The sequence below is a fragment of the Segatella oris genome (genome assembly GCF_900637655.1).
Lineage (GTDB): Bacteria > Bacteroidota > Bacteroidia > Bacteroidales > Bacteroidaceae > Prevotella > Prevotella oris.
On the sequence record NZ_LR134384.1, the window covers coordinates 1,414,501 to 1,440,223 of the forward strand.

Genomic DNA, 25,723 nt, shown 5'->3' on the forward strand with positions numbered 1-25,723 from the left:
CATCTAAACACACTTGCTTATGGATTTTGCCAGTTTACATGAGCTGCTACGCTCAACCTATGACGAGATGATGCCACTCTGTGCCCAGATGACGGGTATTGCCAAAGGCATTGCAGGCTTGGGTGCACTCTTTTATATTGCCCTTCGGGTATGGGCTTCCATTGCCCGTGCCGAGGCGATAGATGTTTTCCCACTTCTCCGACCTTTTGTCTTAGGCTTTTGTATAATGTTCTTTCCGACAGTCGTACTGGGTACGATGAATGCCGTTCTCTCGCCCGTAGTGCAGGGAACGGAGATGATGGTACACCAGCAGGAGGGGAACCTTGCCGAGCTTACTGCCAAGCGTGACAAGTTGCAAGAGGAAGCCTACCTTAGAAATCCTGAGACAGCCTACCTTGTCTCCAACGAGAAATTCGATGAGAAGATAGAGGAGATGGGTATCATTGGGCCTGAAGATGCCGTGACGATAGCGGGTATGTATGCCGAGCGTGCTGCCTATCAGACCAAGCAGTGGATCATGAAGATGGTACACGACCTTTTAGAACTTCTGTTCCATGCTGCAGGGCTTATCATCGACACGCTACGCACCTTCATACTCATCGTCCTTGCCATTCTCGGTCCGATAGTCTTCGGCATTGCCGTATGGGATGGTCTTGCTGGCTCACTTACGGCATGGTTCTCACGCTATATCTCTGTCTACCTGTGGCTGCCTGTCAGTTCTATTCTTACGGCACTGCTTACGAAAATACAGGTGCTGATGATAGAGAAGGATATCGAAGCACTCAGTGACCCTAACTACCTGCCTGATTCGGGAACGTGGTACTACATCGTCTTCTTCCTTATCGGTATTGTAGGCTACTTCTGTGTACCTACTGTGGCAGGCTGGATTATCGAAGCTGGAGGTGGTATCGGCTCATACGGTCGTAATGTCAACCAGACAGCACAGCATGGTGCGCAAGGCGCATATACTGGTGGCAAGGCTGCTATGGCTGGCGCAGGTGCTGCTGTGGGAAATGTCGGTGGACGTATCAAGGGTGCACTGCTCAAAGGAAAATAGAAATGGAGCAACTATACTTAATAAATCAACAGATATAAAAGAAAAAAGAAATGGAATTCAAATCACTTGGTAATATCGAGACTTCATTCAGGCAGATAAGACTCTATGCCTTTGTCTTTGCCATCGTCTGCGTGGCAGTAAGCGGTTATGCCGTCTATGCCTCGTACAGCTTCGCAAAGGAGCAGCGGGAGAAAATCTATGTGCTTGACCAGGGAAAGTCGCTCATGCTGGCTCTCAGTCAGGATGCAAGCCGAAATCGTCCCGTAGAGGCAAGGGAACACGTGCGTCGTTTCCATGAGCTGTTCTTCACCATCGCACCCGACAAGGATGCCATTGAGAAGAACATGGAGCGTGCCTTCGTGCTGTGTGACAAGTCGGCTTTCAACTATTACAAGGACTTGGCAGAGAAGGGCTATTATAACCGCGCCATATCGGGTAATGTCAATCAGCGCATAGAGGTGGACTCTATCCACTGTAACTTTAATACTTACCCTTATGCCGTAACGACCTATGCAAGGGAGTTTATCGTCCGTCAGAGTAACGTTACAGAGCGTAGTCTTGTTACGACCTGCACGTTGCAGAACTCTGTCCGTTCGGACAACAACCCACAAGGCTTCCTGATGGAGAACTTCCTCGTCAAGGAGAACAGGGATATACAGACTTATAAACGATAAGGCTATGGCAAGGAAAAGAAACTTCTTACTCTCACGTCAATATCTGCGCTTTCACCTATGGCTTCGACATCGGTGTGAACGGCTCACGATAAGGCAGAGAAAGGAAATCGTCTATGGGCTGAGTTTCATCTATCTGCTCTGCTCACTCTGGATGATAGCGCAGTTCTTCCTTCCTCCAAAGAAGGAGAAACTACCCATCCCCACGGGAAAGCTGACGGACAGTCCGATACGGACGGACAGCATTTTACAAGAGTTACACGGCAATTTTTACCTACAACATCATCAAACAATCAAAGAAAATGGATAATAAACAGAAAGAACAAATGAAAAAAGGCTTGGTCTTCGGAGGACTGGGACTGCTGTTTGCCCTCTCGATGTGGTTTATCTTCGCCCCTTCGGGCAAGGATAAGACTGCAGCGGAGCAGGGACTCAATGACAGCATCCCGCAGGCAACGACAGAAAAGCTCACCGAAAACAAGCTCAAAGCCTATGAATTAGGCGACAAGGCACACGAGGAGGAACAGACTCGCGAGGAGATGGGCAGACTATCGGACTATTTTGCACAGAACACAGCTCCATCAGAGGAGCAGCGTGCAGAAACAGCTGCTTCTACGGCAAAGATAGAAAACTCCATGCATCGCTATGAGGAGAACAATCGCCTCTTGAACTCCTTTTACGCTCCCGATCCACACGAGCAGGAGCGTGAAGCCTTGCGCTCGGAGATAGATAATCTAAAGAAAGAACTATCTCAAAAGGATACTAAGGAGGACAATGAAGAGAAACGACAGCTTGCACTGATGGAAAAGAGCTATCAGATGGCAGCGAAGTATCTTCCCAAAGCATCAACTCCACCTACCTTCAATAATGGTCTGGCGGCAGGAAATGAAAAAACGGAAGGAGCAGCAGGTGGCTCTGACGCCGCTAAGGGCAAGACCATGCAGAATGAAAAGCCTGCAATGGAAGTTCTGCCGGAGCGTAGACAGATAGTATCTTCACTTAATCAGCCTATGAGCGATGTGTACTTTATGGAGGAATACGGCAAGAAGGCTCGTAATATGGGCTTTCATTCGATTACCAATAGTTCTCCATCTTTGATGCGCAATACACTGAAAGTTGTAGTGGACAGGACTACTATTCTTAAGGAGGGTGACAATGTCGTACTCCGTCTGCTTGAAAGTGCCAAGGTACAGGGCTTGCGCATTCCACGACAGAGCCGACTCATAGCTGTCGCCAAGATTGAGGGTAACCGTATGCACCTGCTTGTCAAAAGCATTGAGGTGGACGGACATATCATAGCCGTCAAGCTCTCGGCATACGACACAGACGGACAGGAGGGTGTGTATATCCCCGGTTCGGAAGATGTAAATGCGCTTAAAGAAGTCGGGGCGAACATTGGCGGTTCAATGGGAACATCTTTTACCTTTGCTTCCTCTGCCAAGGACCAGATTATCTCCGAGGCTGCCCGTGGGGTGATGCAGGGTGCAAGTCAGCTGCTTCAGAAGAAACTGCGCACTATCAAGGTAACGCTTAAGGGTGGCTACCGCCTTTTCTTGGTTCAGTCCAAATAAAACAATCGAAAATGATAAGTAAAAAATAACATCAAATCAAAAGGAACAATGAAGAAAATTATTTTATCAATGGCTATGCTTACCTTGGTGGGAGCAACAGCCACAGCACAGGAAAACAATGATGGTCTGACACCAAGCCGTCCGCTTACTTCGGGTGAGCTTTTTCAAGGTATGAGCCGTTCCATTCCTAACGGGCGTGTCGTCCTGCCGTATGGTCTGGACGTTACCTTTGACAAGACCGTGCATCTTATCTTCCCTTCTACTATCCGCTATGTAGACTTAGGTTCACAGAACATCATCGCAGGGAAAGCGGAGGATGCTGAGAACGTACTGCGTGTAAAGGCTTCGGTGAAGGACTTTGAGACGGAAACCAATATGAGTGTCATCTGTGAGGACGGCTCTTTCTATGCTTTCAACGTAAAATATGCCGATGAGCCAGAGAAGTTAAGCATTGAGATGAAAGACTTCTTGTCACCAACGGACGGACGCCTGCCAAGCAATCGCTCTGACATTTACTTCAAGGAACTCGGCAACGAGTCGCCCGTATTAGTAAAACTGATGATGCAGACTATCTATCAGAATGACAGACGCTGCATTAAGCACATCGGTGCACAGCAGTTCGGTATGAAGTTTCTACTTCGTGGTTTGTATGCCCATAACGGCTTGCTGTATTTCCACATTCGTATGGAAAACGGCACGAATATGCCATACTCGGTGGACTTCATCACGTTCAAGGTGGTGGATAAGAAGATGGCAAAGCGCACGGCCATACAAGAGCAGGTGTTACAGCCACTTCGCGCCTATAACCAGGTGATGCAGGTGCGTGGCATGGGTAGTGAACGCGCTGTGTTTGCGCTCGAGCAGTTTTCTCTTGCAGAAGACAAGCAGCTTGAAGTGACGCTCTATGAGAGAAATGGCGGTCGTACGCTGACCTTCTATGTAACGGCAGAAGACCTGCAGCTGGCAAAGAAGATTGATAACCTCAAACTGAAATGGTAGACATTATGAAGAAGAAAATCATTTTATCGGTTTGTGCAGCGGTAGCAATGGCTTTTAGCTTGCCATCGCAGGCACAGCGGCTTATCCCCAAACAGCGTGGGATTGAAGTCTTAGGGAGTGTTCCGCTTATCAAGGGTGAAAAGTTCCTTGCAGCTGGCAATTTCGGCATGGGAGCATCACTCACCCGATATCTGGGGCGTGAGAACTATACCTTTGTTATGGCAGAGTATGAACAGCAGAATATGCCGTACAGAAGTTATAACGTAAAACTCAAGGATGCACTCTTGCAGGTGGGCTATATGTACCCTGTTCTTTCCGATAGAGGTAAGAATGTGTTTCTCTATGGTGGCATATCCGCCTTGGGTGGTTATGAACAGCTGAACGAGGACAAAAAGCTGCTGCCCGATGGGGCGACGCTGCTCGACCGCTCCCGCTTTGTCTATGGCGGTGCCGTGCATGGTTCGGTGGAAGTGTTCCTAACAGACAGGGTTCTCTTTCTTGTAAAGGCGCAGGGCCATTTCCTCTTTGGCTCGGACGTGCATCGTTTCCGTCCGGCTGTTTCAGCAGGACTAAGGTTTAACTTTTAAGTAGAAGAAAAGATGAAGAAGATATTGAATACGATTTGGGTAATGGGTGTGCTGACCCTTGCCGTGTTTTGCCTATCTGCTTGTGATAGGGATTTGGATGTTCAGCAGTCTTATCCGTTTACGGTGGAAACAATGCCAGTTCAGAAGGACATTATAAGGGGGCAGACGGCTGAGATACGCTGCACGCTGAAGCGAGGCGGTGAGTTTGCCGACACTCGCTATACGATACGTTATTTCCAGTCTGATGGCAAAGGTTTGCTAAGAAATGATAACGGTATGGTGTTCAAGCCTAACGACCGCTATCCGCTGACGAAGGATGTGTTCCGCTTGTACTACACTTCGTTGTCATCTGACCGTCAGACGATTGATGTATATGTGGAGGATAATTTCGGCAGGGTTCAGCAGCTGACCTTTAGTTTTAACAACGAGCGGGAAGAGGGCAAGGATAAGCCTGCATCTTCTCGCCACTAAGACCATAATTGATGCGAACGATAAATGCTTTCATTTTACTTTGTGTATTCTGCCTGTTCTGTCAGCCGACCCTTGCTCAGCGCAGGGTGCGGCTGGCAGACTTGCCACCTTTTGAGCGTGCAGTTGTCGTAGTGAAATACTTTGAGGGTATGCACGGCTGGAAGAATTATCCGTATGTTGGATATGGGCATCAGCTGCAACCAGGAGAGCGTTTCACAGCGGATATGACGGAACGGCAGGCAGACTCCCTGCTCCGTGCCGACCTTTGGAAATGCTTTGAACACTTCAAAGGGTATGGTAAGGATGCCCTGCTGCTGACCTTGCTTGCCTACAATGTGGGTGTAGGGCGATTGCTTGGATATGGTAAGCACCCAAAGAGTAAGCTACTGCGAAAGATAGAGGCTGGAGATAGAAACTTCTATTGGGAGTATGTTTCGTTTTGCCGATATAAGGGTAAAGTTTTGAATGGGTTAGTCAAACGCCGAAAGGTTGAGTTTGCGTTGTTCTTTATCATCTGACTATATTAAACCAAGAATTATTCCTATGATGTTGTTTCTATTTTGCTGAAAAATTGTAACTTTGTATTACGATTAAATAGGATAAGCAATGAATAAAGAAACAAAAAAGGTACTTTTCGTCTTATTGAATGAGTACACAGATTGGGAAGGTGCTTTTCTCTCTACAGCCCTTCATGTTGGCGTAATACCAGGTAGTGAAATCAAGTACAGAGTGCATACAGTTGCTCCGACATTAGATGCAGTCTGTTCCATTGGTGGATTCAAAACGTTACCTGATTATTCTTTTGAGAATATGCCCAAAGACTATGCAGCCTTAGTCCTTATCGGTGGCAATCGATGGGATTCACCTGAAGCAGAACTTGTTGCGCCATTGGTACAAGAAGCATTGGATAAGGGTAAAATAGTAGGAGCGATATGCAACGGAGCATCGTTTCTGTGTGCTCATGGCTTCTTGAACAACGTAAAACATACGGGTAATGGTCTCGACCAACTTAAACAATGGGGTGGTGAAAGATACACGAACGAAACAGGATATGTGAACGCACAGGCTGTAAGTGATAAAAACATCGTTACAGCAAATATTACTGGTCACTTGGAGTTCACTCGTGAAATGCTCTTACTTCTGAAAGCCAATACCTCGGAAAAGATTGCAGCTTGGTATGACTTTTATAAGAATGGATTTGTAAAATAGTAGTCATACTACTAAATAAAATTGATGCGTGGAGTACATCGTCTCCACGCATCAATTTTATAGTTAGCAATCACACATACATCTTATTTTATGGATGCGGTTCTGGCTGAGGTCCTGGATTGGGATGTTCCTCACCAGACTTCTTGTCAGGTGCTGAAACACGTTCGTAGCTCACGCCAGTAAGTGTAAAATACTTCTTTGAAGGGGTGAGATGTACCACAGGTTTCGTAATATGAACCTTTGGGTTGAACTCCGTTTTTCCCTTCTCAACCAATTTACTCTGGAAAGAAGGTGTAAGTGTCCCGATGTCTCCGAAGTCTACAATGTCTCCGTTCTCAACGTGCTTCTTTGCTATCTCAGCTGCAAGTCTGAGAACAGCCTCGACTTCTGCACCTGTGAACGTTGTAGCGTGTGCCACTTCATCACAGAAACTACGATGATCAACTCTCTTTCGTCCTGTAGGATGAGCCTGCACAACGATTTTCCCTTTCAAATTTCCAACTGTTCCTTTACGCTCCTTTAGCGTATAAGCAATGGGTCTGTTCGCCATAGTCATTAGTGTTGCCCCCGATTGTTAAGCCTTTGGAGGCTGGGGCTTTATCCTCCTCAACTTGTTAATAGATTTATATCAAAAAGGTAAGAAATTTCTTGATTATCTCCAAGAAAAGCACATATTTCTTTTGACACTTATCAACCCTTTTTCGCAAAGGGGTTCACCTAAATGAGTAAAACTATCTACCTATTATCAGAAAAGGGTCTACCTTTTTCGTCAAAAGGGTCTACCTTTTCAATTAAAAAGGTCTACCTTTTTTGCCGAAAAGGTAGACCCTTTTTGAAGAAACTGACAAACCTCTTCTGTAGATTTGGATATGGTTAATTAATAACCCTAATGAGAATATGCAGTATTTGGCTTTCACCTTGTCCGCCAATTTTCAATTCATCCGCATAGTTGTAGATGATGTCCTCAATCTCTGTCTTCATATCTCTGATAATTTAATGGTTCATACTTTATGCTGTTGCTTTCATTCTTCGGCTTATAAGACCTCGATTGGCATTGACAAGGTTTACAATTTGCTCGTGATATTCCGTATTCTTGTTGCATACCCCACGACTTTGCACCACTTCCAAAGTTCGTAATGATACTTCAATGGTTTCTATTCGCTTGCCTTCAATGGTAGCCGAAAGGATAAGGGAGTCTTCCTTAAGGTAGTATGCATTAGAAAATACGCAATGGTGCATTGATACACCTTCTTCCAAATGTTCCTGCACGCTCTCCAACACGTGGACTTGGATTATGCCGTCCGTAAAACAGATACCGAAAAACTTGGATTTGAGTTCCTTGAAGCGTTTCTCATCTTCGATTGCCTTCTGCTGCTTCTGTTCTATCTCCTCCCTTTCACGCAGTTTGAGAAGTTCCTCGTGCCTGCGGTCGTGTTCGCCTTTAAGGTCTGTGGGGCATAAATACTTTGGATTATGAATATCCTTTCCTAATCTTCTAAGTGTATCTACATAATCACTCCAAAGAGAAATGTCTGCTATCTCATAGCCGTTACGAACTGCAATTTTGTAGGACTGCCATAGTTCCTCAAAAGTCCTCCTGTTGCCAAGAAAGTAACGTAAATGGTCTGTGCTACCTGCCTTTAGTAATGTTTCCACACGGCTGTCTGTAAGCAATGCAGGAATAAGTTGGGTAGGCACGATACCATAGAAATTATCCTTAAAACCATTTCTACGAAGTATGTCTGTAACCTTGAACTTCGGATATATCGGTGAGTAGGCAATATGCTGATAGGCTTCATTATCGTTACGGATTGCCATAGGACTATAATAGGAAAAGGTATCAACATAGTGTCCCAATACCCTCTGTATGGCAACCACGGCTTTTCGTCCCTGCATATTCCACCAACATTGCCCAATCTCAATTATAGAAGTCTGTGCTTTGTAACCTTTCTCCATACCCACAATAAGTAGGAACATACGCAATACTTGAAACTCTCCACAAGTGGTAAGTATGGTGAAATATTGCTTCTGCTGCAACTTGCGCTCATAGGTTTCTTTGACCTGCAACTTTGCCCTACAATGAGGGCAAGTGCAAGTTTCTCTATGTTTGTTCATTACCCAACTATGCCCACAATCCATACAAGTGGTACGATCTTTTGGCAAGCGGTAGGAGAAGTGGTCTATGCACTCACGGAATGCCCACTTGCTTTGTTGCTTGGTTATCGGGCGAAGATGCTTGCTTTGTTCCAAAACCGCCTTTTCAAATTTGTTTCTTGGTTTCATAGGCTTAAAAATCAAATAAGGATGGTTGTACTTGGGTTACTACACTCTCAGTCTTCTTCACTCGTGCGTTACGGCTCTGTATCTTTGCAAGTTCCTCACGCTGATATTGCTTAATGGCTTCCTGCCTTGCTTCGGCTTTTTCTTCCTCTGTGAGTTCCACAATGTGATTGACGGTAACTTGGCAAGAAACAGCCTTACCCACCTCTATATCGTCCTCATCGTAGTAGTGAACAGCCATAGAGAAGATTTCATCATCATCAAAGCCGTTACAACCGCTTTTCTGCACTTCATTAAGAATGTAGGTGATGCACTCCTCGATATTCTTGTTCGGCTTCATCAAGTTAGGGGCAAACAAGGGGTCTGCCATAGCACGCTGATTGAGATACTCGGCTATTGTCCGTGTGAAATGTTCTGTTCCTTTCATTGTCGTATATGTTTTGATGTTGTTAATACTTGGGAATTTCTACTATTTGATTGATGCGCCCATATAGGTAGGCTCTTAGGCTTGTTCTGTCGGGTGCGTAATACTCTGTCCATTGTCCGTACTGATTGACAAGGTATTTCTTCAGTACATCAAAGAAGTCAAAGCGATAGCCTTGCAGGGGAACGGCTGTACGGAAATAGGTGTTTGAGTTCACAGCTTCACAAAGCCAATTCTTTTCTTCACGGCTCATACGCTCGCCACGATTGAGTTTCACACGCAGGAGATATACTTTGCTGTTACAAAGGCTCTCCAAAGGGGGAACGTCCCATTGTACAAACTTAATTGCCAACACTTGCTCACTCTTTTCAGCCGTAGGGTTAATGCGGTAATGAGAGGAGGAGCTATATCCTTTTCTGTTCATCGAAGATGTTGTATTTACTTTTTGCTTATCCATAGCGACATTTTTTTTATGCGTCCAAAGATCGGAGTATGCTGATTCCTTTTTGTAGCAAAATAGAGGTAGCGGGGCAGGCTTACACAAGGTTTTGGCGGAAAATACAACCCGTAGGTGTGGAGATTTTCCAGACAAACCAGGCGGCGCAGACCTTTTGAAAGCCACAAGCCCCGTACTACCTTTGCGGATAAAAAGGGAACAGCATCCGTCTCCTTGACTTCGCATCATGTGGAGCATTGGAAAAGAAGCAAAAGTGCAACGCTCGTAGTGGAAAATAGAAAAGGTGGCTATCTCAATATGCGAGATAACCACCTGATGAAATAACATGAAAGGTTTTACAGAACTATGCTTCTCAAAGCACGCATAGCAGGATGGCACAGAGAATTGCCAACCAGAAGAGAATGCTCAGCAGCGTAATTGTCACTTTTAGAATTACCCTGACTATAAAGCGCAGTATCAGAAAACCTGCAATGACAGAGACGGCAGTTACGACTTGCGGCGTTACAATCTTCGAGATAAGCCAAATGACACCGATAACGACGGAAAGCAGGATAGTGAGTTCGATGAAGCGTGTCCAACCGAAGCGGCGGACTTGCTTGGGAGAAGTCGGTTGCTGCTTGATATTATCGGTTTTGTTCGATGCGTCTGCCTTGATGAAGGCAGGTGTGTGAACGTCTTGATTCATGATGATTGTATTCATATCGGAGCTTTTAATAGTTCAAGAGCAATAACAAGATATTCTGCCTCACACGAGTTGTTGAGAGCTATGCTCGAAAAAAGCCAAGTGTTTGCCCAAACTCTTGGTGTGTGGGGAAGAATAGTTATCTTGGCTCTTGACACTACAAAAGCTCCGTGTGGTGTTGCATCAAGTCATGTTCTCACCGCCTATCGTTGGCAGACCATTGACCTCAATGATCAGAACGATTGTCCCTGTCAGTTCAGTGTAGAGTTTCTCATACTCTGGAGTTGCGCCAAAGTCGTCTGTCAGTTCGTACTTATTGAAAACGCTTTGCACAGCCTTATTCTTCAGAAGCATTGGTGTTAATCTTTCTGGAAGAGGAGAAGGGAGTTCTTTCTCGAACTCATTCTCTAAGACAGACACAAGCGTGTCATACTTGGAAAAATGCAAATTTTGGTATAATACTTCGCTTGCCATTGTTTCTGCCTCTGGGTGAGAAAAACCTTGTGCTATAGCATCGCAGTAAGTTGTCAATGCTTCGTCTGCGCGAGCAGTTATAAACGTATTTTCATTCACTCTCTCTGGAAAATGCTCTCCGAGATACGCTTCCAACTTCAAACGGAAGTAAGAAAGCTCTTTCTTTGTTGTTGTCATAATCTTCTTAGTTTAGGGTTGTACATTATTTTGAGTTGATGCCCATAGCAACATTGAACTTGTCTAACTTGCCAGCCAACTGTTCCATATCGTGTTCTATCTTCTTATTGGTTATACGGGCATAAATTTGTGTCGTTTTAATGTTGGTGTGTCCCAGCATCTTCGACACACTTTCCATAGGAACGCCCTTGCTGAGCGACATGGTCGCAAATGTATGCCGGGCAAGATGGAAGGTCAGATTCTTCTTGACACCGCAAAGGTCGGCAATTTCTTTTAAATATGCGTTGGTTTTCTGATTCGTTAGGATGGGAAATAGTTTGCCGTCCCGATAGGTCTTATGACTGTACTTGGCAATGATACTCTTGGGAATGTCAAGCAATAAAACATTTGTCTCCACATTTGTTTTCTGCCTCTTGGTCATAATCCACTGCTTATCAGCAAGTGTTACGATATTGTCTGGTGTGAGATTGGAAACATCAATATATGCCAGACCTGTGAAACATGAAAAGATGAAAACGTCCCTTACTAGTTCTAAGCGGTGGATATACAGTTCTTTGTTGGCAATCTTCATGATTTCCTCGTCCGTAAGGAAGCCACGGTTTACCGGCTCCAAGTGGAAACGATGATTGAGGAATGGGTCGTGAAGAAGATAGCCACGCTTTTGCGCATAGATGGTCACGGTTTTCAGTGCCTTCAATTTCTTGACTGATGTGTTATAGGCACACCCAGCCGCCGTACTCAGATATAACTCAAAATCCTGTACTACGGATGGCGTGAACTCTGCCAGTCCAATATCTTTCTTCCCATACTTATAGATAAGGAATTCTGCGAAATGCCTTCTTAAAACGCTGTATTTCTGCAGGCTGTCCTTGCTGATGGTATGTCCGACACGCTGTCTTACATCTTCGTTGAACTTGTCGAATATAGGGAGAAAGGTCGTGTACTCCCTGTCTTTCCCGACAAAGAATGAGCGGATTTTATCCAATGACAAGGATTCATCATCCTCGAATTTGTGGTAAATGTTATTCAGCATTGTGGAAATGGAGTCCAATGCGGCATTAGCGGATAAGGCTTCTGCCGTCCGACCTTTGAGCCTGCTGGTAGTGTTATTCCACAGCGACTTGTCCACGAATATTTTCGTAGATCCGAAATTAGCCATCTCTCCGTTAAGGAATACACGGAGCATTACAGGCGACTTTCCTTCTTTGTTCTCATAGTTTGAACGTAGGTAGAAGGACACCTTGAAATTTGTTCTCATAATGCATCATTCTTTTGTGTAGCACTCGGCTGCAAAGTTAATACTTAATACATTGAAAAAGAAAGAGTTGATGCCGTCAATATGGTATTCAAAATCCCGTCACTGCTACATTTTTTGCTACTGCAATTTTTGTGTAGCAGTAAGTGTAGCAGAAATTGACCGAAAGATGACTGTCAAAATATAGGGTTATGCCGTCAGGCAATGGAGGTATATACAAAGAAAAATCGTTGTAAAACCTTGATTTTACAACGATTAGCTAATTTTGAAGGCTAAATTGACAACCCTTGTGAAGTCCTTTTGAAGCCTATTAGCGGAGAGAGAGGGATTCGAACCCCCGGTGCCTCTCAGCACGACGGTTTTCAAGACCGTTGTAATCGACCACTCTACCATCTCTCCAATGGTTAGTAACCAAATGCTTTGTTAAAAGAGCAGTGCAAAGGTAGGAACTATTTTTGAAATAACCAAATGTTTTGCAAACTTTTTTGCAGTTTCAATAGTTTCTTTCGGCAGACAGATGGTGTTATATTTTATGTCATCATTTATGAATGTTGCTGTGACATATTTATAATCTGTCTAATTCCTCAATGTTTTTCTCCACCTTATTGAACTTCTGTTTACCAAAGCTATAGCTGAAGCGCAGGATGACTTTACGGCTTTCTCCATATCCCCACGACGAGAGGTTCAGGGCATCTTTTACTCCATAACTATCCCAACGTTCTGTATGTAAAATGTCGGTCATCAGTAATGAAAGTCGAATGCGATTCTCAAGCCAACTCTTATTGAAGCCCAAATCAATGCTTCCTGTAGGTTTGCTAATCTCATAACTTCCTCCTTGGCGTTTTGAGTAATATCGTCCGGAGAGTTCAAAGTTTATGCCCCAAGGCAGAAGAATGTTATTGCTTGCCGAGAGGGAACAGGATGGACGCTTGTATTCTTGTTTGTATCTTTCGTAATCCAACTTATTCACAAAGTAGTAAAGTCCTACGTTTGTACTGAAATCCCACCATGAAGTAAGGCGTTTAGAGAAAATCGCTTCCAATCCAACTTGCTGTTGTGTTCCGATGTTTTTCGTTGTCATTATCGTCTTGTTGTTCTCAAAAACATCTGTGAGGGAAGTGAAATAGTCATCAAGTTTGTTGTAATATAAGTTCAAAGACAAACTCTTCCGTGTATAGTTCAATGTTATTTTATTGCTAATCTGAGGTTTAAGGAAGGGATTTCCTTTCCAATAGGAGAGTTCATCAAGCAGATATTCAAAGGGATTAAGATCTTCATATCGCGGTTTATCTTGCCGTCTGCTGTATAACAGGGCCAATTTATTCTTCTCATTGAACGTATATGATACAGACATATTGGGGAATAAACGCAATTTTTTCCTATTGTTTTCTTCTGTTTTGTGATTGGTATAAGCGTTTAACTTGTTGTGGGTGTACATATATTCCATACGTAGGCCTGCACTTAACTCCAATTTATTCCAAGTGTGCGTATATTGTGTGTAGCCTTCAATATTATGTTCATTGTAATCAAATTTGTTTGAGCGTTGCAGGTCAATAGTCCCATTTCTCTTGAAGAGGAAGGTGTTGTTGCTTTTAATAAGCGAAGTCTTGATACCTGCAAGCCACTCGTTCTGCGCATTAGGATTATACTTATAGTCTGCTAACAAGGCATAAATGTCAATGTCTTTATCGGGCTGGGAATAAAACAAATCAGAACGAACAAGCTTGTTTGTCGGTGAAAAATAATCATTAGGTTGCTCGCATCGGGCTTTACCATCAAAGTGGGTCCAGTCTGCCGAGAGCGACAGCTGCTGTTTTTCGGAGGGTTGGTACAGGTAGTTCATGCTGTTACTGTATCGAACTGTTTTCTGCTTCAGGTAATTGTTGCGTGCTTTCAAAATGCCATCTAATGTGGAAGTCCCTTTATACACTCTTGTCGTTGTCTCTGTCAAGCCAGGCCCAACAAGCAAGTTCACCGTGCTGTTCAAGAACAATTTGCTCTTCTGATTGGGCTGCCAGGAAAAGTCAATGCCTGCCGAATGCGTGTTTCGTTTATCTGTATCTATGGTTTCAGATAAACTTTTATCTCCGTTCTGAATTTTCTCATAGCCATAATCCATGGCATGATGTCCTATACTGTGGTTGTAATTCAATCCCAATTGCCATTTATTCGTGTTATAGGATAATGCGATGTCAGAGTTCTGTCTCACGTTTTCCCAATAGGCAACACTGTGTGAAGTGGTCAGAAAAAAGCCTGATTTCTCCGTGGTTTTCAAGATGATATTGATAATTCCTCCGGCTCCGTCGGCCCCAAAACTCGCATTAGGATTGGGCGAAGTTTCTATCTTGGAGATTTTCGATGAAGGCAGAGAGCGCAGATAAGCCGACAGCTCTTCACCTTGCAACATCAGTTTCTTTCCATTGACATATAAGGCAGTTCCTCCGAGTGATGCCAAGGAAATGTCGCCTTTGCTGTTTACAGAAATACCGGGAGAATGCTTCAAAACATCCAGTGCGTCTCCGATGTCCGTAAGATAAGATTGCGCCACGTTAATCTGTATTTTCCCGTTAGACGAACTTGTCATCGGCCGAGATTTCCGCGCTGTTATGACTACGTTTTTCAATACGATTTCATCCGGTTCTAATTGCATGTCGGGTATTTTCGTGTCTTCACGGATTGTGATTTCCCTTTTAATCTCTCTGTAGCCCAACATTCTTACGCATAAAATGAATTTTCCTTTCCGCAATGGGAACGAGAACATTCCGTTGCCGTCGGTGAGTGTTGTCTCTGCAAGAATGCTGTCAGGTTGGGTAAACAGCATGACGATTGCAGCATCGGCACCCTGGTGGTGCTCGTCTAAAACTCTTCCATTTACAGTGTTTTGTGCACTTACAGACAGCGCATAGCCCATCATAATGCAAGACAGGATAATTTTTCTGAGCCAGATTTTCATATAAGTCGGTTTCTGATAATACTATATTTAAGGTGTCGTTTGATGATATAGACTTATTTCTTAAAGAGAAAGCCTTGTGTCCTCTTGAAAGAAATAAACTTCTGTTTTCCGCAACAAAGATACGTCTTAAAATATGAAAAGCCAAGGGAAAAGGTTGTCATTTCGTATAATTTCATGTTAAAAGATAATAAATCATTCTTCTCTGTGCTGTCTTTTATGGCTTTACTGCATGTTAAGCATATTATGGAAAAATTCAAAAGATTTCATGGCTTGAATGATGTTTGGAGTCAGGGGGTAGGAGAGGGCTTTGTAATTTGCGTCACTTTATGCTGCGAAATGACTTGAGTTGCCTTGTGATTAGCGTCACTTTATGGTGTGAAATGACTTGAGTTGCAATGTGATTTGCGTCACTTTGCACGGTGAAATGATGCATGTCAGAATGCAATATATCATAGGTTGATTTGCCTTTTATGTTAATGTCTGCAGGTTATATATCCTTGGGAAGAATGAAAGAAAGCTATATGCTTGTCCGGTAAACAGTTGTTTGGGTGGCAGAATGACAAGAACGGAGTGGGAGAGTCGTGGAAGTGTGCCAGCCTGTCAGTTGGCATGGAGTTTGCATAAAAGGGTGTTGGAAAATTAAAATATCAGATAATATGCAAAAAGGAAACATCGGGGTTACAACAGAGAACATCTTCCCTGTCATCAAAAAGTTTCTCTATTCAGACCATGAAATCTTCTTGCGCGAGATGGTCAGTAATGCCGTTGACGCCACTCAGAAGCTGAAAACGCTGGCCGAGAAAGGCGATTTCAAAGGCGAATTGGGTGAGCTGAAGGTCAGCATCAAGCTTGATGAGGCTGCCAAGACCATTACAATCAGCGATAATGGTATCGGTATGACCGAAGAAGAGATTGATAAATATATCAATCAGATTGCTTTTTCGGGCGTCAGTGACTTCTTAGATAAATATAAAGATAATGCAAATGCCATTATCGGTCACTTCGGATTGGGTTTCTATTCAAGTTTCATGGTGAGCGATCGTGTCGACATTATCACGCGTTCTTATAAGGAAGGAAGCAAGGCCGTGAAGTGGACTTGTGACGGAACTCCTGCTTTCGAAATCAGCGAGGCAGAGAAAGAAGGGCGCGGAAGTGACGTGGTTCTCCACATCAGTGATGACTGCAAGGAATTCCTCAATAAGCAGAAGATTGAAGAGTTGCTTAATAAATACTGCAAGTTTATGGTCGTTCCAGTCATCTTCGGCAAGAAACAGGAGTGGAAAGACGGCAAGATGGTTGATACCGATAAAGACAATGTCATCAATCATATCGAGCCATTGTGGACCAAGGCTCCGTCAACACTGAAGGACGAAGATTATAAGAAGTTCTATCAAGAGCTTTATCCCATGCAGGATGAACCGCTCTTCTGGATACATCTGAATGTGGACTATCCGTTCAATCTCACGGGTGTTCTCTATTTCCCACGCATCAAGAACAACATTGATTTGCAGCGCAACAAGATACAGCTCTATTGCAATCAGGTCTTCGTTACCGACCAGGTAGAAGGCATCGTGCCCGAATTCCTGACGCTGCTGCATGGTGTCATCGACTCTCCTGATATTCCTTTGAACGTGAGCCGCAGCTATTTGCAGAGCGATGCCAACGTGAAGAAGATTTCCACTTACATCACGAAGAAGGTGGCAGACCGCCTGCAAAGCATCTTCAAAGAAGACCGCAAGGCATACGAGGAGAAATGGGACAACTTGAAACTCTTCATCAACTATGGTATGCTTTCGCATGAAGACTTCTACAACCGGGCAAAGGATTTTGCCTTGTTCAAGGATGTTGACGGGAAGTATTTCACCTTTGAGGAGTATAAAACGCTTATCCAAGGCGAACAGACCGATAAGGACGGCATGTTGGTTTACCTTTATGCCAACAATGTGGAAGAACAGTACACCTACATTGAAGCTGCAAAGAACAAGGGCTACAATGTGCTGTTGCTCGACGGAGACTTGGATACGCCAATTGTAAGCATGCTCGAACAGAAGTTTGAGAAGTCGCGTTTCACCCGCGTTGACGCTGATATTGTGGATCGACTCATCGTGAAAGATGATCAGAAGAAGAGTGAACTTGCGGCTGAAGACACTGAAAACTTGAGTCAGGTGTTCCGTTCACAGATGCCGAAACTTGATAAAGCAGAGTTCAATGTGGAGGTTCAGGCATTGGGTGAGAACGGTCAACCCGTGGTTATCACACAGAATGAATACATGCGTCGTATGAAGCAAATGAGTCAGTTCCAGCCTGGAATGAGCTTCTATCAGCAAATGCCCGACAGCTATACGCTCGTGCTCAACAGTGATCATGCACTTGTGAAACAGGTGCTTGCCGACTGTAACAGCAACACCGCAGAAGCCTTGAAGCCTATCTTGAGCGAACTGAAAGGACAGCAGGCACGCCTTGATGCACTGCATCAGAGCCAGGATAAGAAGAAACCTGAAGAGCTGACACAGGAGGAGAAAGACGATTTGCAGAACACTGAAAAGGCTGTCAATGAGCAGAAGAACAAAAAGACTGAAGTGCTTGACAACTATGCCAAAGGCAACAATGTCATTCATCAGCTCATCGACCTTGCCCTTCTTCAGAACGGCATGCTAAAGGGAAAAGCGCTCGATGAGTTCTTAAAGCGCTCGGTAGAGATGATAAAATAAGTTGTAAGATTAGACCTACGGACTCTTTGTCCCATGGAAATGAATAAGTGAAAAGCCTGTTGGGTTTCTCTTTAATGGAGGAAGTGCAGCAGGCTTTTGTTGTGCGCAATTCTTTTCATCTGTTGTTTGCATATTTCAAAGAAAACGCTTAATATTGCAGATGAAATCCGATAAAGGAAGACAGAAACGGTTAAAGTAATGTGATGAAAAAGAGATTATGCTGCTTATGTTCCATGTTGATAGGTGTTGCTATAGCCTGTCATGCCCAACGGACAGAAACATCACGACAGACCATAAAGGGAGATTTTGACAACGACAGACGTGGAGACAGGCTCTCTATGGTCTGTAAAACACACTATGAAAAAGGTGAGGAAGACTCGGAAACATGGTATTTCTCGAGAATAACTGTCGATGGCAAGATTGTTCTTGGAAACGAAAGAACATTGCATTTTACGGACACTGAACCTTTAGATGCCGTTATGGGTGGAACATTGAACTATTTTTCTCCTCGTTCAGGAGTTTTACTCAGAGTCTTGCGTGTGTCACGTGGCAGTACGGTTGTCTTAACCTACGACTATTATCTCTATGATGTAGCGCTGCAAGATTGGTATAGATATAAAACGGCAACGTATGACCAAGCTACTTGGAAAGAAGTTTCTGTGGGTTTTGAATATTATGATAAAGCCCGGAAACCATTGGTAGGAACGGAGCTACAGTCACTTCCCGTATCTCATAAAGACCCGATGTTGCCTAAAAATCCATTGAAATATCTTATTCGAGAGACAGAAAAGAAGCATTATCCAAAATCTTATTATGATTTCGTTTCGTGTATTGAAGTTCTTAATCATATAGATAAGAGGCGGTATCGGAAGGAAATAAAGAACTTCGCGAAACGTCTGAAGTCACATGATGCAAGATGGGGTAATTATATCGTTTCCACTTATTTAAAATAGATGTAGCTGGATTTCAGCGTGTTGGAGATTTGCTCCTGTGTCATCCTTAAACTTATTGTAGCGGAAATAATGCTTAATAAAAGTTAACTAAAGAAATAATTACAGCTTGCTTTTCGGCTTTTCCAATAAAAAGCATTACCTTTGCAAACGCAATTAAGGAAATGGCTTCGTAGCTCAACTGAATAGAGCATCTGACTACGGATCAGAAGGTTCCGGGTTTGAATCCCAGCGAAGTCACTTTTTATTGCAAGCCTTTATGGATGGCTTCGTAGCTCAACTGAATAGAGCATCTGACTACGGATCAGAAGGTTCCGGGTTTGAATCCCAGCGAAGTCACAGCAAAAGAGAAGTTCATTTTGTAACTTCTCTTTTTTGTTTTTTATGCTTCTCGTCTATCTGTTTGCTATGTTTTGTGAATGAGATGATAACAAATCATCCTCCTATTTGTATGAATGATGAGGTGAGAATTTACGACAAACATTTCAAACTTTTGAAGGTTTTTGGGATGCAAGATGACATGAACAACGTGCTCGCTATCACTTGTGACCATCAAGGGCAAGTGTGGTTGACCACCTGTGATGCACTTTTCAATGTACGAGTAGACAGAAATAGAAACAAGGACTATCGCTTTCATTTTCGAAAATTCATTGATGCTGACGGCTTAGCGCATATCACCTTTTGTAAAAAAGCCATTTACTGTACGGATAAAGGGGATATTCTTGCAGGCGGATGTGGAAAATATCTTCGTCTGACTCCTGCTGCTTTGGAAGATAGGATGACGAGCCGGAAGTTGTATTTCACCGAATTGCGAGTGAATGGTAAGACGGTTCCTTTCGATGGGTATAGGCTAACGACATTGAACTTTGAGCATAATGATGATATAGAATTGTTTGTTTCCACTTTAGATTATGTTCATGCCGCTCCACTTAAGTTTGCATATAAGCTTGAAGATAAATGGATTACGGGCAACGACAATGGCATAAACTTAGGACAATTGCCCTTTGGTCATTATACCTTGCAAGTGAAGGTGCTTGACGGAAACGAAGACATCGTGACCACTTTGCAGCTTGATGTCAAATCTCCTCTTTGGCTATCGTGGTGGGCAATCTGTTTATATGTTTTCCTTTGTGGCCTTGTGGGGTGGTTGATGTCGAAGCTTTTTATGTCCTATCAAAAACAACTTGCAAAGCCTTCTGTACCGGATACTTCTGCTGTTACTACCCGTTTGATGCCGGATGAAATGCCACTACTGCCTGAAGACGACAATCGTTTGATAGCCCAGGCTACAGAGACTGTCGAGGCACATTTGGCTGATGCAGAGTTCAGTGTGGAGCGTTTCAGTGAGGAGATGAACCTCAGTCGTAGTGCACTTTATAAGAAACTCATGAATGAAACGGGGCAGTCTCCGCTTGAATTCATGCGAGCCATTCGATTGCGGCATGGACTTCAGTTGCTCCGCCAAGGGAATATGTCGGTCGCAGAGATTGCCTATAAGACGGGATTATCGCCAAAGCAGTTTTTGAAATTCTTCAAAGAGCAATATGGTTGCTTGCCATCGCAGTATAAAAAGAATCGTACTTAGGCGTATGTTTGCGTGTCTTTTTCTATCAGGTGCTGTCGTGTTGCAATATGTTTGGTTGTTGGTAGAGAAATGACTGATAATGAGTTGATTATGCAAAAGGAAAGTCTTGGTTTCTCATCTCATTTCACATGGTAAAGTAAAGTGACGCATTTCATCTCGTGAAGTGCGTCATTTTATCTTGTGAAGTGCGTCATTTTATCGCCTCATTTGACTTGTTTCATCGCGTGATTACATTCATTTCACAAACCGATGAGTGGGGAATGAGGTCATCAGATAATGCAAAACATACTGAAAAATAACGTATTTTCTTTGTTATTCTCACTTTTTAGACTATATTTGCATCTGTAAAATTGCAGAATTAGAGATTAAAGAAAAGAATGAAGAATGTAAAAAGTTTGATGCTGATATTGGCCACTTCGTTGCTGATAGCAGCATGCGGAACGACACAGACTGTGCCTGTGACAGGTCGCAAGCATTCGCTGTTGGTCAGTGATGCACAGGTGTTGAGCCTCAGTAAGGAAGAATATAGCAAATATATGAAAAGTGCAAAGCTGTCTGCAAACGCTGCTAACACTGCCATGGTACAGCGGGTGGGCAGGCGTTTGGCTTCTGCTGTTGAGGCATATCTGCGTAATAACGGTGCTGCAGATGAGATTAAGAATTTCTCTTGGGAGTTCAATCTTGTTGCTGACAAGAATGTCAATGCCTTCTGTATGCCGGGAGGAAAGATTGTTGTCTATGAGGGCTTGTTGCCTGTGACACAGGATGAAGCTTCTTTGGCAATAGTCCTTGGGCACGAGATTGCACATGCTGTTGCCAAGCATAGTGCTGAACAGATGTCGAAGAAAATACGCCAGAGCTATGGCACTCAGATAGGAAGTCAGATCCTTGGAGCTATTGCAGGTCAGTCGGTTGGTGATTTGGCAGGTGCTGTTGCACAGCAAGGTTTCAGCTTTGCCAACCTCCGTTACAGTCGTGACAATGAGACAGAAGCCGACCATATCGGTCTGATTTTCGCTGCTATGGCTGGTTATAATCCGCAGGTGGCAGTGCCTTTCTGGAAGCGAATGGCAGCTTTGAGTGGAAATAGTAATCAGAGTGACATGTTCAGTGATCACCCCAGTGATGCCAAACGCATTGCAGCTATCCAGCAGTGGATGCCTACAGCCATGAAATATTACGAGGCTTCGGGCTATGCTTCAAAGTCTGTACCGTCCGTAAAGCTTAATCCAGCAAAGAAGAAAGCTTCTCATCGAAGACGATAAAAGCAGTGTTTGCCGTCCTTACCCACTTCAGAAGAAAGGGGTAGGGGCGTAGCCTGTTCCTGATAGGAACGGCTTTTTTGACAGAAGATATTATTTTGTTTCATCTTTAAATGATCATGACCATGATAGATTACATTGTAGGAAACTTATGGATAATGTGGGCAGTCATCATGTTGGGTTGCCTTATTCTCGAACTGAGTTCGGGCGATTTCTTTATCACCTGCCTTGCTATCGGTGCCTTGGTAGCTACAGGTGCCTCATTCGTTTTTCCTTTCTGGGCACAGATATTGATATGGGCAGTCTGCTCGATACTGAGTATTTGGCTCATTCGTCCTAAGCTGCTCCGTCGCTTGCATGCTGCCGGTGAAGAGCGTCTCAGTAATGCTGATGCCTTGATAGGACGTATTGGGATCGTGATCGAACCTATTCTTGCTGACGGAAGTGGTTATGTGAAAGTGGATGGCGATGAGTGGAAGGCAGTCAGCAATGTTCCTGAAACAATAGAAAAAGGTAGTAAGGTGGAAATCATTGCCCGGGATTCAATCATTGTAACAGTAAAGTTGATATAATGAATAACTGATAACATAAATAAATTAGCGTATGGGAATCTATTATGCAGTGGCGGCCTTCGTTGTTCTGGCCATCATTTTCATTAAGATGACTGTGGTGATTATTCCACAGAGTGAAACGAGAATTGTAGAACGTTTGGGTAAGTATTATGCGACACTCAAGCCGGGTATCAATCTGATTATTCCTTTTGTAGACCGTACAAAGACGATAGTTGCGATGCATAACGGTCGCTATGTCTACACCAATACGATTGATCTGCGTGAGCAAGTGTATGATTTTGCACGCCAGAATGTAATCACAAAAGATAACATTCAGATGCAGATTAATGCTTTACTCTATTTCCAAATCGTTGATCCGTTTAAGGCTGTCTATGAGATTAATAATCTGCCGAATGCCATAGAGAAGCTGACACAGACCACTTTACGTAATATCATCGGTGAAATGGAACTTGATCAAACCCTCACCAGCCGCGACATCATTAATACAAAGTTACGCGGTGTGCTTGATGATGCCACCAACAAGTGGGGAATTAAGGTCAACCGTGTGGAGCTTCAGGATATCACACCTCCTCAAAGTGTGCTTCAAGCCATGGAGAAACAGATGCAGGCAGAGCGTAACAAGCGTGCAACAATCTTGACAAGTGAGGGAGAAAAGCAGGCACAAATTCTACAGAGTGAGGGTGACAAGGCTGCCATTATCAATAAAGCTGAGGCTGCCAAGCAACAGGCTATCCTCAATGCAGAGGGTGAGGCGACTGCACGCATACGCAAAGCAGAAGCCGAGGCAATCGCTATAGGCAAGATTACTGAAGCCGTTGGCAAGAGTACGAACCCTGCCAACTATCTTCTTGCACAGAAATATATTCAGATGATGCAGGAATTGGCACATGGAGACAAGAACAAGACCGTGTTCCTGCCTTACGAAGCTACCAATATGTTGGGAAGCATTGGTGGTATCAAGGAACTTTTCAAGGCTGAATAAAAAAAATAACACAGCATTTGTTTTATGGTCTCATAATATTTTCATACTTTTGTGATAAAATGTCAGGCGTATGAATATTGCAATCGTTTGTGGGGCACGTCCTAATTTTATAAAGGTGGCTCCGATTATCCGAACCATTAGAAACAATAAGAGTTATAGTGCTGTAAACTATCAGCTTATCTATACCGGAACCGCGGACGACCCTTCACTTGAGGCTTCACTCTTCACTGATCTTGAGATTGGTCGTCCCGATGTGTTCTTGGATGTTGACTGTGAGAACCTCAACGAACTTACCGGTCAGGTGATGTCAAAGTTCGAACAATATCTGCAACAGCATCCGACTGATGTCGTCATCGTTGTTGACGACCTTGCAAGTACAATGGCAACGGCTATCGTTACCAAGAAACAGGGCATCAAATTAGCACATATTGCAGCTGGAACACGCAGCTTTGATATCAATATGCCGAAAGAAATCAATCGTCTTGTCATTGATGGTTTGAGCGATGTTCTCTTCACGGCAGGTATCAGTAACAACAACATTGCCAACAAAGAGGGTGCAGAGTTGAGTAAGGTCTACATGGTTGGCAACATTCTTATTGATAATCTTCGCTATAATCACGGTCGCTTGAAGCGTCCTGCCGTACTTGATAAACTTAGACTTGAGGAAGGCAAGTATATTGTATTCACGCTCAACCGTAAAGCCCTTATTGACAACAAAGCACATCTTGCCCAGCTCGTCAAGGCTGTTATCAGTGGCATGAACGATGCAACACTGCCTATTATTGCTCCTCTTCGTGGTTGTGCAGCTGGTGTTGTCAAGGAAATCTTGGTTGAGACCAGTTACCCTTCTGCTATCACGTTGATAGAGCCCCAAAGCTATCTTGACTTTGAATATATTACGGCTCATGCCTGTGGTATCATCACTGATAGCGGTAATGTGGCCGAAGAAGCAACATTTAATCAAATCCCTTGCATTACACTCAATAGCTATACGGAGCATATCGAAACCGTGAAAGTGGGTACGAATGTCCTTGTTGGTGAGGATCCAAAACTTCTTTCAGCTTCGGTTTCCAATATGATTTCGGGGCAGTGGAAAGCATCTGGTATTCCCGAACGTTGGGATGGACGGAGTGCTGAACGTATTTTGCAGATACTCTGTTAGTTACTTCGTTTAACGGATACATGTTTATTAGAGTTGTTAAGTATAAACTTGTGTCCGTCAACAATGTTAAATAATGTATTAATCCTTGCTTTTCTTTTTTCCTTTCTCTATTTTTGTAGCGAAAGGAAAGGATTTCCATTAATTCCAGAATATATTGAATTAGATGACATTGAAGTATTAAAGTAAGAAGCAAAACATCTCTATTTAGCGTAATAATTAATTTTCGCATTAACAAGCTTCAATTTAGATTCGATAGGTTATAGTTGTAAAGGAGATTTATTCAGGAGATGTTTTATCAGAAGCCGTCGGGCTTCAAATCCCATAGGCGCTGTGTGCTTAGGTAGCATGCAGCGTTTGATACGTTTGGGCTTTCAGCTATTTTTCCCTATAGTATATGGGATAATTGAAGGCATTGAATATGAATTCAGGTTGCTATATCTGTTATCTCATGGGCGAATGATTTGTTTTTTCAGGAAATTCAACCTGTTGTTTCTTTATTATTACTATTTTTTTTATCTTTGCAATGTATCTGCTGATTTAATGCTTTCGTTAGATCAAATGTGTGGTGCCAAGCTTGCTTGCCCATTTCCATAGTGTGGAAACGCTCTTTTGGAAAGCAGAAAAAGAACTTTGATAGTTTTAATTAATAATCATATGAAACGAAAAATGATAATCCTGTTGGCTGCATTATGTTTTGCATTAACAGGAAATGCGCAGAAAAAGACCATTGAACACAACTTCTATCTGGGAGTTGGAGTTGCGAATATGATGGAGGGTGGCGTCTATTATGCTTCGTGTGTGGGCTATGGACTGAACTGCTATCTGTCACCCCATTGGTCAGTCATGCCTGGTGTAGGCTATCGTGGCCGATTTGGGAATCCATTTGAAAGTGCTATGATAGGTAAAGAATACTATGATTGCTCTTTCTTAGATGTGCCCGTTTTGGTGCAGTATCATCAGCATGCATCTGAAGAAAACGGGTGGGTTGCAGAACTCGGTCCGGTATTTTCAATCCTTACATCGAATGATTATCATTATGTTGATGCCGACCCTACTGACGAATTAAATGGAAAGAAAGTGTACCGAAACTTTGATTTCGGCATCCAGCCCGGCATTTATTATCAAGTGGGAAAGCATTGGCGCTTTGGTGTTTAAGCCCATGTAGGTTTTCTAAATATAGTGAAGAAGTATCCGAATATGAGCGAAACCCTGTATACACATGATGTTATGGC

General features: G+C 43.5%; 25 protein-coding genes and 3 tRNA genes. 19 read left to right on the forward strand and 9 right to left on the reverse strand.

The features are described from left to right. The first annotated feature begins 19 nt into the window (after window positions 1-19). From traJ to EL210_RS05785, 9 genes are all read left to right on the forward strand, one after another. Window positions 20-1,057: a conjugative transposon protein TraJ gene (gene traJ, locus EL210_RS05745; RefSeq protein WP_004372732.1), complete on the forward strand. Its 1,038-nt coding sequence runs from the start codon at window positions 20-22 to the stop codon at window positions 1,055-1,057. A gap of 50 nt (window positions 1,058-1,107) precedes the next feature. Then, on the forward strand, window positions 1,108-1,731 hold the full coding sequence (gene traK / locus EL210_RS05750) for a conjugative transposon protein TraK (RefSeq protein WP_004353758.1): 624 nt from the start codon (window positions 1,108-1,110) through the stop codon (window positions 1,729-1,731). A gap of 4 nt (window positions 1,732-1,735) precedes the next feature. Next, entirely contained in the window at window positions 1,736-2,038 is a 303-nt protein-coding gene (locus EL210_RS05755; protein ID WP_025879504.1) for a hypothetical protein, read from the forward strand. Continuing rightward, on the forward strand, window positions 2,031-3,299 hold the full coding sequence (traM, locus tag EL210_RS05760; RefSeq protein ID WP_018919989.1) for a conjugative transposon protein TraM: 1,269 nt from the start codon (window positions 2,031-2,033) through the stop codon (window positions 3,297-3,299). The genes EL210_RS05755 and traM overlap by 8 nt, the downstream gene beginning before the upstream one ends. 48 nt (window positions 3,300-3,347) lie before the next feature. Continuing rightward, window positions 3,348-4,298 carry a conjugative transposon protein TraN gene (traN, locus tag EL210_RS05765; RefSeq protein ID WP_025879503.1) on the forward strand — a complete coding sequence of 317 codons (951 nt, stop codon included), beginning with the start codon at window positions 3,348-3,350 and terminating at the stop codon, window positions 4,296-4,298. Beyond that, window positions 4,292-4,885 carry a conjugal transfer protein TraO gene (locus EL210_RS05770; protein ID WP_018919991.1) on the forward strand — a complete coding sequence of 198 codons (594 nt, stop codon included), beginning with the start codon at window positions 4,292-4,294 and terminating at the stop codon, window positions 4,883-4,885. Before traN ends, EL210_RS05770 begins: the two co-directional genes overlap by 7 nt. A 12-nt stretch (window positions 4,886-4,897) precedes the next feature. Then, on the forward strand, window positions 4,898-5,356 hold the full coding sequence (locus EL210_RS05775) for a DUF3872 domain-containing protein (protein ID WP_008566135.1): 459 nt from the start codon (window positions 4,898-4,900) through the stop codon (window positions 5,354-5,356). An 11-nt stretch (window positions 5,357-5,367) separates the two neighbouring features. After that, on the forward strand, window positions 5,368-5,874 hold the full coding sequence (locus tag EL210_RS05780; RefSeq protein ID WP_008566134.1) for a glycoside hydrolase family protein: 507 nt from the start codon (window positions 5,368-5,370) through the stop codon (window positions 5,872-5,874). A gap of 88 nt (window positions 5,875-5,962) precedes the next feature. Further along, window positions 5,963-6,565, forward strand: a complete 603-nt coding sequence (locus EL210_RS05785; protein WP_006045095.1) for a type 1 glutamine amidotransferase family protein — start codon at window positions 5,963-5,965, stop codon at window positions 6,563-6,565. Window positions 6,566-6,653: 88 nt separating this feature from the next. Here the strand turns inward: EL210_RS05785 and EL210_RS05790 are convergent, their stop codons facing one another. The 9 genes from EL210_RS05790 to EL210_RS05835 all read right to left on the reverse strand — a co-directional run bounded on the left by EL210_RS05790 (window position 6,654) and on the right by EL210_RS05835 (window position 15,267). Continuing rightward, window positions 6,654-7,115 (reverse strand): HU family DNA-binding protein, encoded by a 462-nt coding sequence (locus EL210_RS05790; RefSeq protein ID WP_004384181.1) that lies wholly within the window; start codon window positions 7,113-7,115, stop codon window positions 6,654-6,656. 458 nt (window positions 7,116-7,573) lie between these two features. Continuing rightward, window positions 7,574-8,848: a PcfJ domain-containing protein gene (locus EL210_RS05795; protein ID WP_018919993.1), complete on the reverse strand. Its 1,275-nt coding sequence runs from the start codon at window positions 8,846-8,848 to the stop codon at window positions 7,574-7,576. Window positions 8,849-8,852: 4 nt separating this feature from the next. Beyond that, window positions 8,853-9,272, reverse strand: coding sequence for a PcfK-like family protein (locus EL210_RS05800; protein ID WP_018919994.1), 420 nt, complete (start codon window positions 9,270-9,272; stop codon window positions 8,853-8,855). A gap of 22 nt (window positions 9,273-9,294) precedes the next feature. Then, window positions 9,295-9,726, reverse strand: coding sequence for a hypothetical protein (locus EL210_RS05805; RefSeq protein ID WP_018919995.1), 432 nt, complete (start codon window positions 9,724-9,726; stop codon window positions 9,295-9,297). A gap of 352 nt (window positions 9,727-10,078) precedes the next feature. Beyond that, complete coding sequence (locus EL210_RS05815; protein WP_018919997.1) at window positions 10,079-10,426, reverse strand: hypothetical protein; 348 nt, start codon at window positions 10,424-10,426, stop codon at window positions 10,079-10,081. Between the two features lie 165 nt (window positions 10,427-10,591). Further along, window positions 10,592-11,059, reverse strand: coding sequence for a DUF1896 domain-containing protein (locus tag EL210_RS05820; RefSeq protein ID WP_018919998.1), 468 nt, complete (start codon window positions 11,057-11,059; stop codon window positions 10,592-10,594). A gap of 25 nt (window positions 11,060-11,084) precedes the next feature. Further along, a complete protein-coding gene (locus tag EL210_RS05825) occupies window positions 11,085-12,317 on the reverse strand; it encodes a site-specific integrase (protein ID WP_018919999.1) in 1,233 nt (410 codons plus the stop codon). Window positions 12,318-12,628: 311 nt separating this feature from the next. Beyond that, window positions 12,629-12,713 (reverse strand) — tRNA-Ser (locus tag EL210_RS05830). A 166-nt stretch (window positions 12,714-12,879) separates the two neighbouring features. Beyond that, on the reverse strand, window positions 12,880-15,267 hold the full coding sequence (locus EL210_RS05835; RefSeq protein ID WP_025879502.1) for a TonB-dependent receptor domain-containing protein: 2,388 nt from the start codon (window positions 15,265-15,267) through the stop codon (window positions 12,880-12,882). A gap of 656 nt (window positions 15,268-15,923) precedes the next feature. On the opposite strand from EL210_RS05835, the gene htpG reads away from it, so the two are divergent. The 10 genes from htpG (at window position 15,924) to EL210_RS05885 (ending at window position 25,646) form a co-directional block, all read left to right on the forward strand. Then, the gene (gene htpG, locus EL210_RS05840; RefSeq protein ID WP_018920001.1) at window positions 15,924-17,978 is read left to right on the forward strand and encodes a molecular chaperone HtpG; all 2,055 of its coding nucleotides are present in this window, start codon (window positions 15,924-15,926) and stop codon (window positions 17,976-17,978) included. Window positions 17,979-18,181: 203 nt separating this feature from the next. Next, complete coding sequence (locus tag EL210_RS05845) at window positions 18,182-18,931, forward strand: class I SAM-dependent methyltransferase (RefSeq protein ID WP_232000445.1); 750 nt, start codon at window positions 18,182-18,184, stop codon at window positions 18,929-18,931. A 163-nt stretch (window positions 18,932-19,094) separates the two neighbouring features. Then, window positions 19,095-19,168 (forward strand) — tRNA-Arg (locus EL210_RS05850). A 25-nt stretch (window positions 19,169-19,193) separates the two neighbouring features. Continuing rightward, window positions 19,194-19,267: transfer RNA gene (locus EL210_RS05855), tRNA-Arg, on the forward strand. 85 nt (window positions 19,268-19,352) lie between these two features. Continuing rightward, the gene (locus EL210_RS05860) at window positions 19,353-20,513 is read left to right on the forward strand and encodes a helix-turn-helix domain-containing protein (protein ID WP_025879500.1); all 1,161 of its coding nucleotides are present in this window, start codon (window positions 19,353-19,355) and stop codon (window positions 20,511-20,513) included. A 377-nt stretch (window positions 20,514-20,890) separates the two neighbouring features. Then, a complete protein-coding gene (locus EL210_RS05865; RefSeq protein ID WP_018920005.1) occupies window positions 20,891-21,778 on the forward strand; it encodes a M48 family metallopeptidase in 888 nt (295 codons plus the stop codon). Between the two features lie 122 nt (window positions 21,779-21,900). Further along, window positions 21,901-22,347, forward strand: a complete 447-nt coding sequence (locus tag EL210_RS05870; RefSeq protein WP_025879499.1) for an NfeD family protein — start codon at window positions 21,901-21,903, stop codon at window positions 22,345-22,347. Between the two features lie 31 nt (window positions 22,348-22,378). Continuing rightward, on the forward strand, window positions 22,379-23,329 hold the full coding sequence (locus tag EL210_RS05875; protein WP_004372175.1) for an SPFH domain-containing protein: 951 nt from the start codon (window positions 22,379-22,381) through the stop codon (window positions 23,327-23,329). A 70-nt stretch (window positions 23,330-23,399) separates the two neighbouring features. Further along, on the forward strand, window positions 23,400-24,491 hold the full coding sequence (locus EL210_RS05880; RefSeq protein ID WP_018920007.1) for a UDP-N-acetyl glucosamine 2-epimerase: 1,092 nt from the start codon (window positions 23,400-23,402) through the stop codon (window positions 24,489-24,491). Window positions 24,492-25,145: 654 nt separating this feature from the next. Further along, window positions 25,146-25,646, forward strand: a complete 501-nt coding sequence (locus EL210_RS05885; RefSeq protein ID WP_232000447.1) for a porin family protein — start codon at window positions 25,146-25,148, stop codon at window positions 25,644-25,646. The last annotated feature ends 77 nt before the right edge of the window (window positions 25,647-25,723 follow it).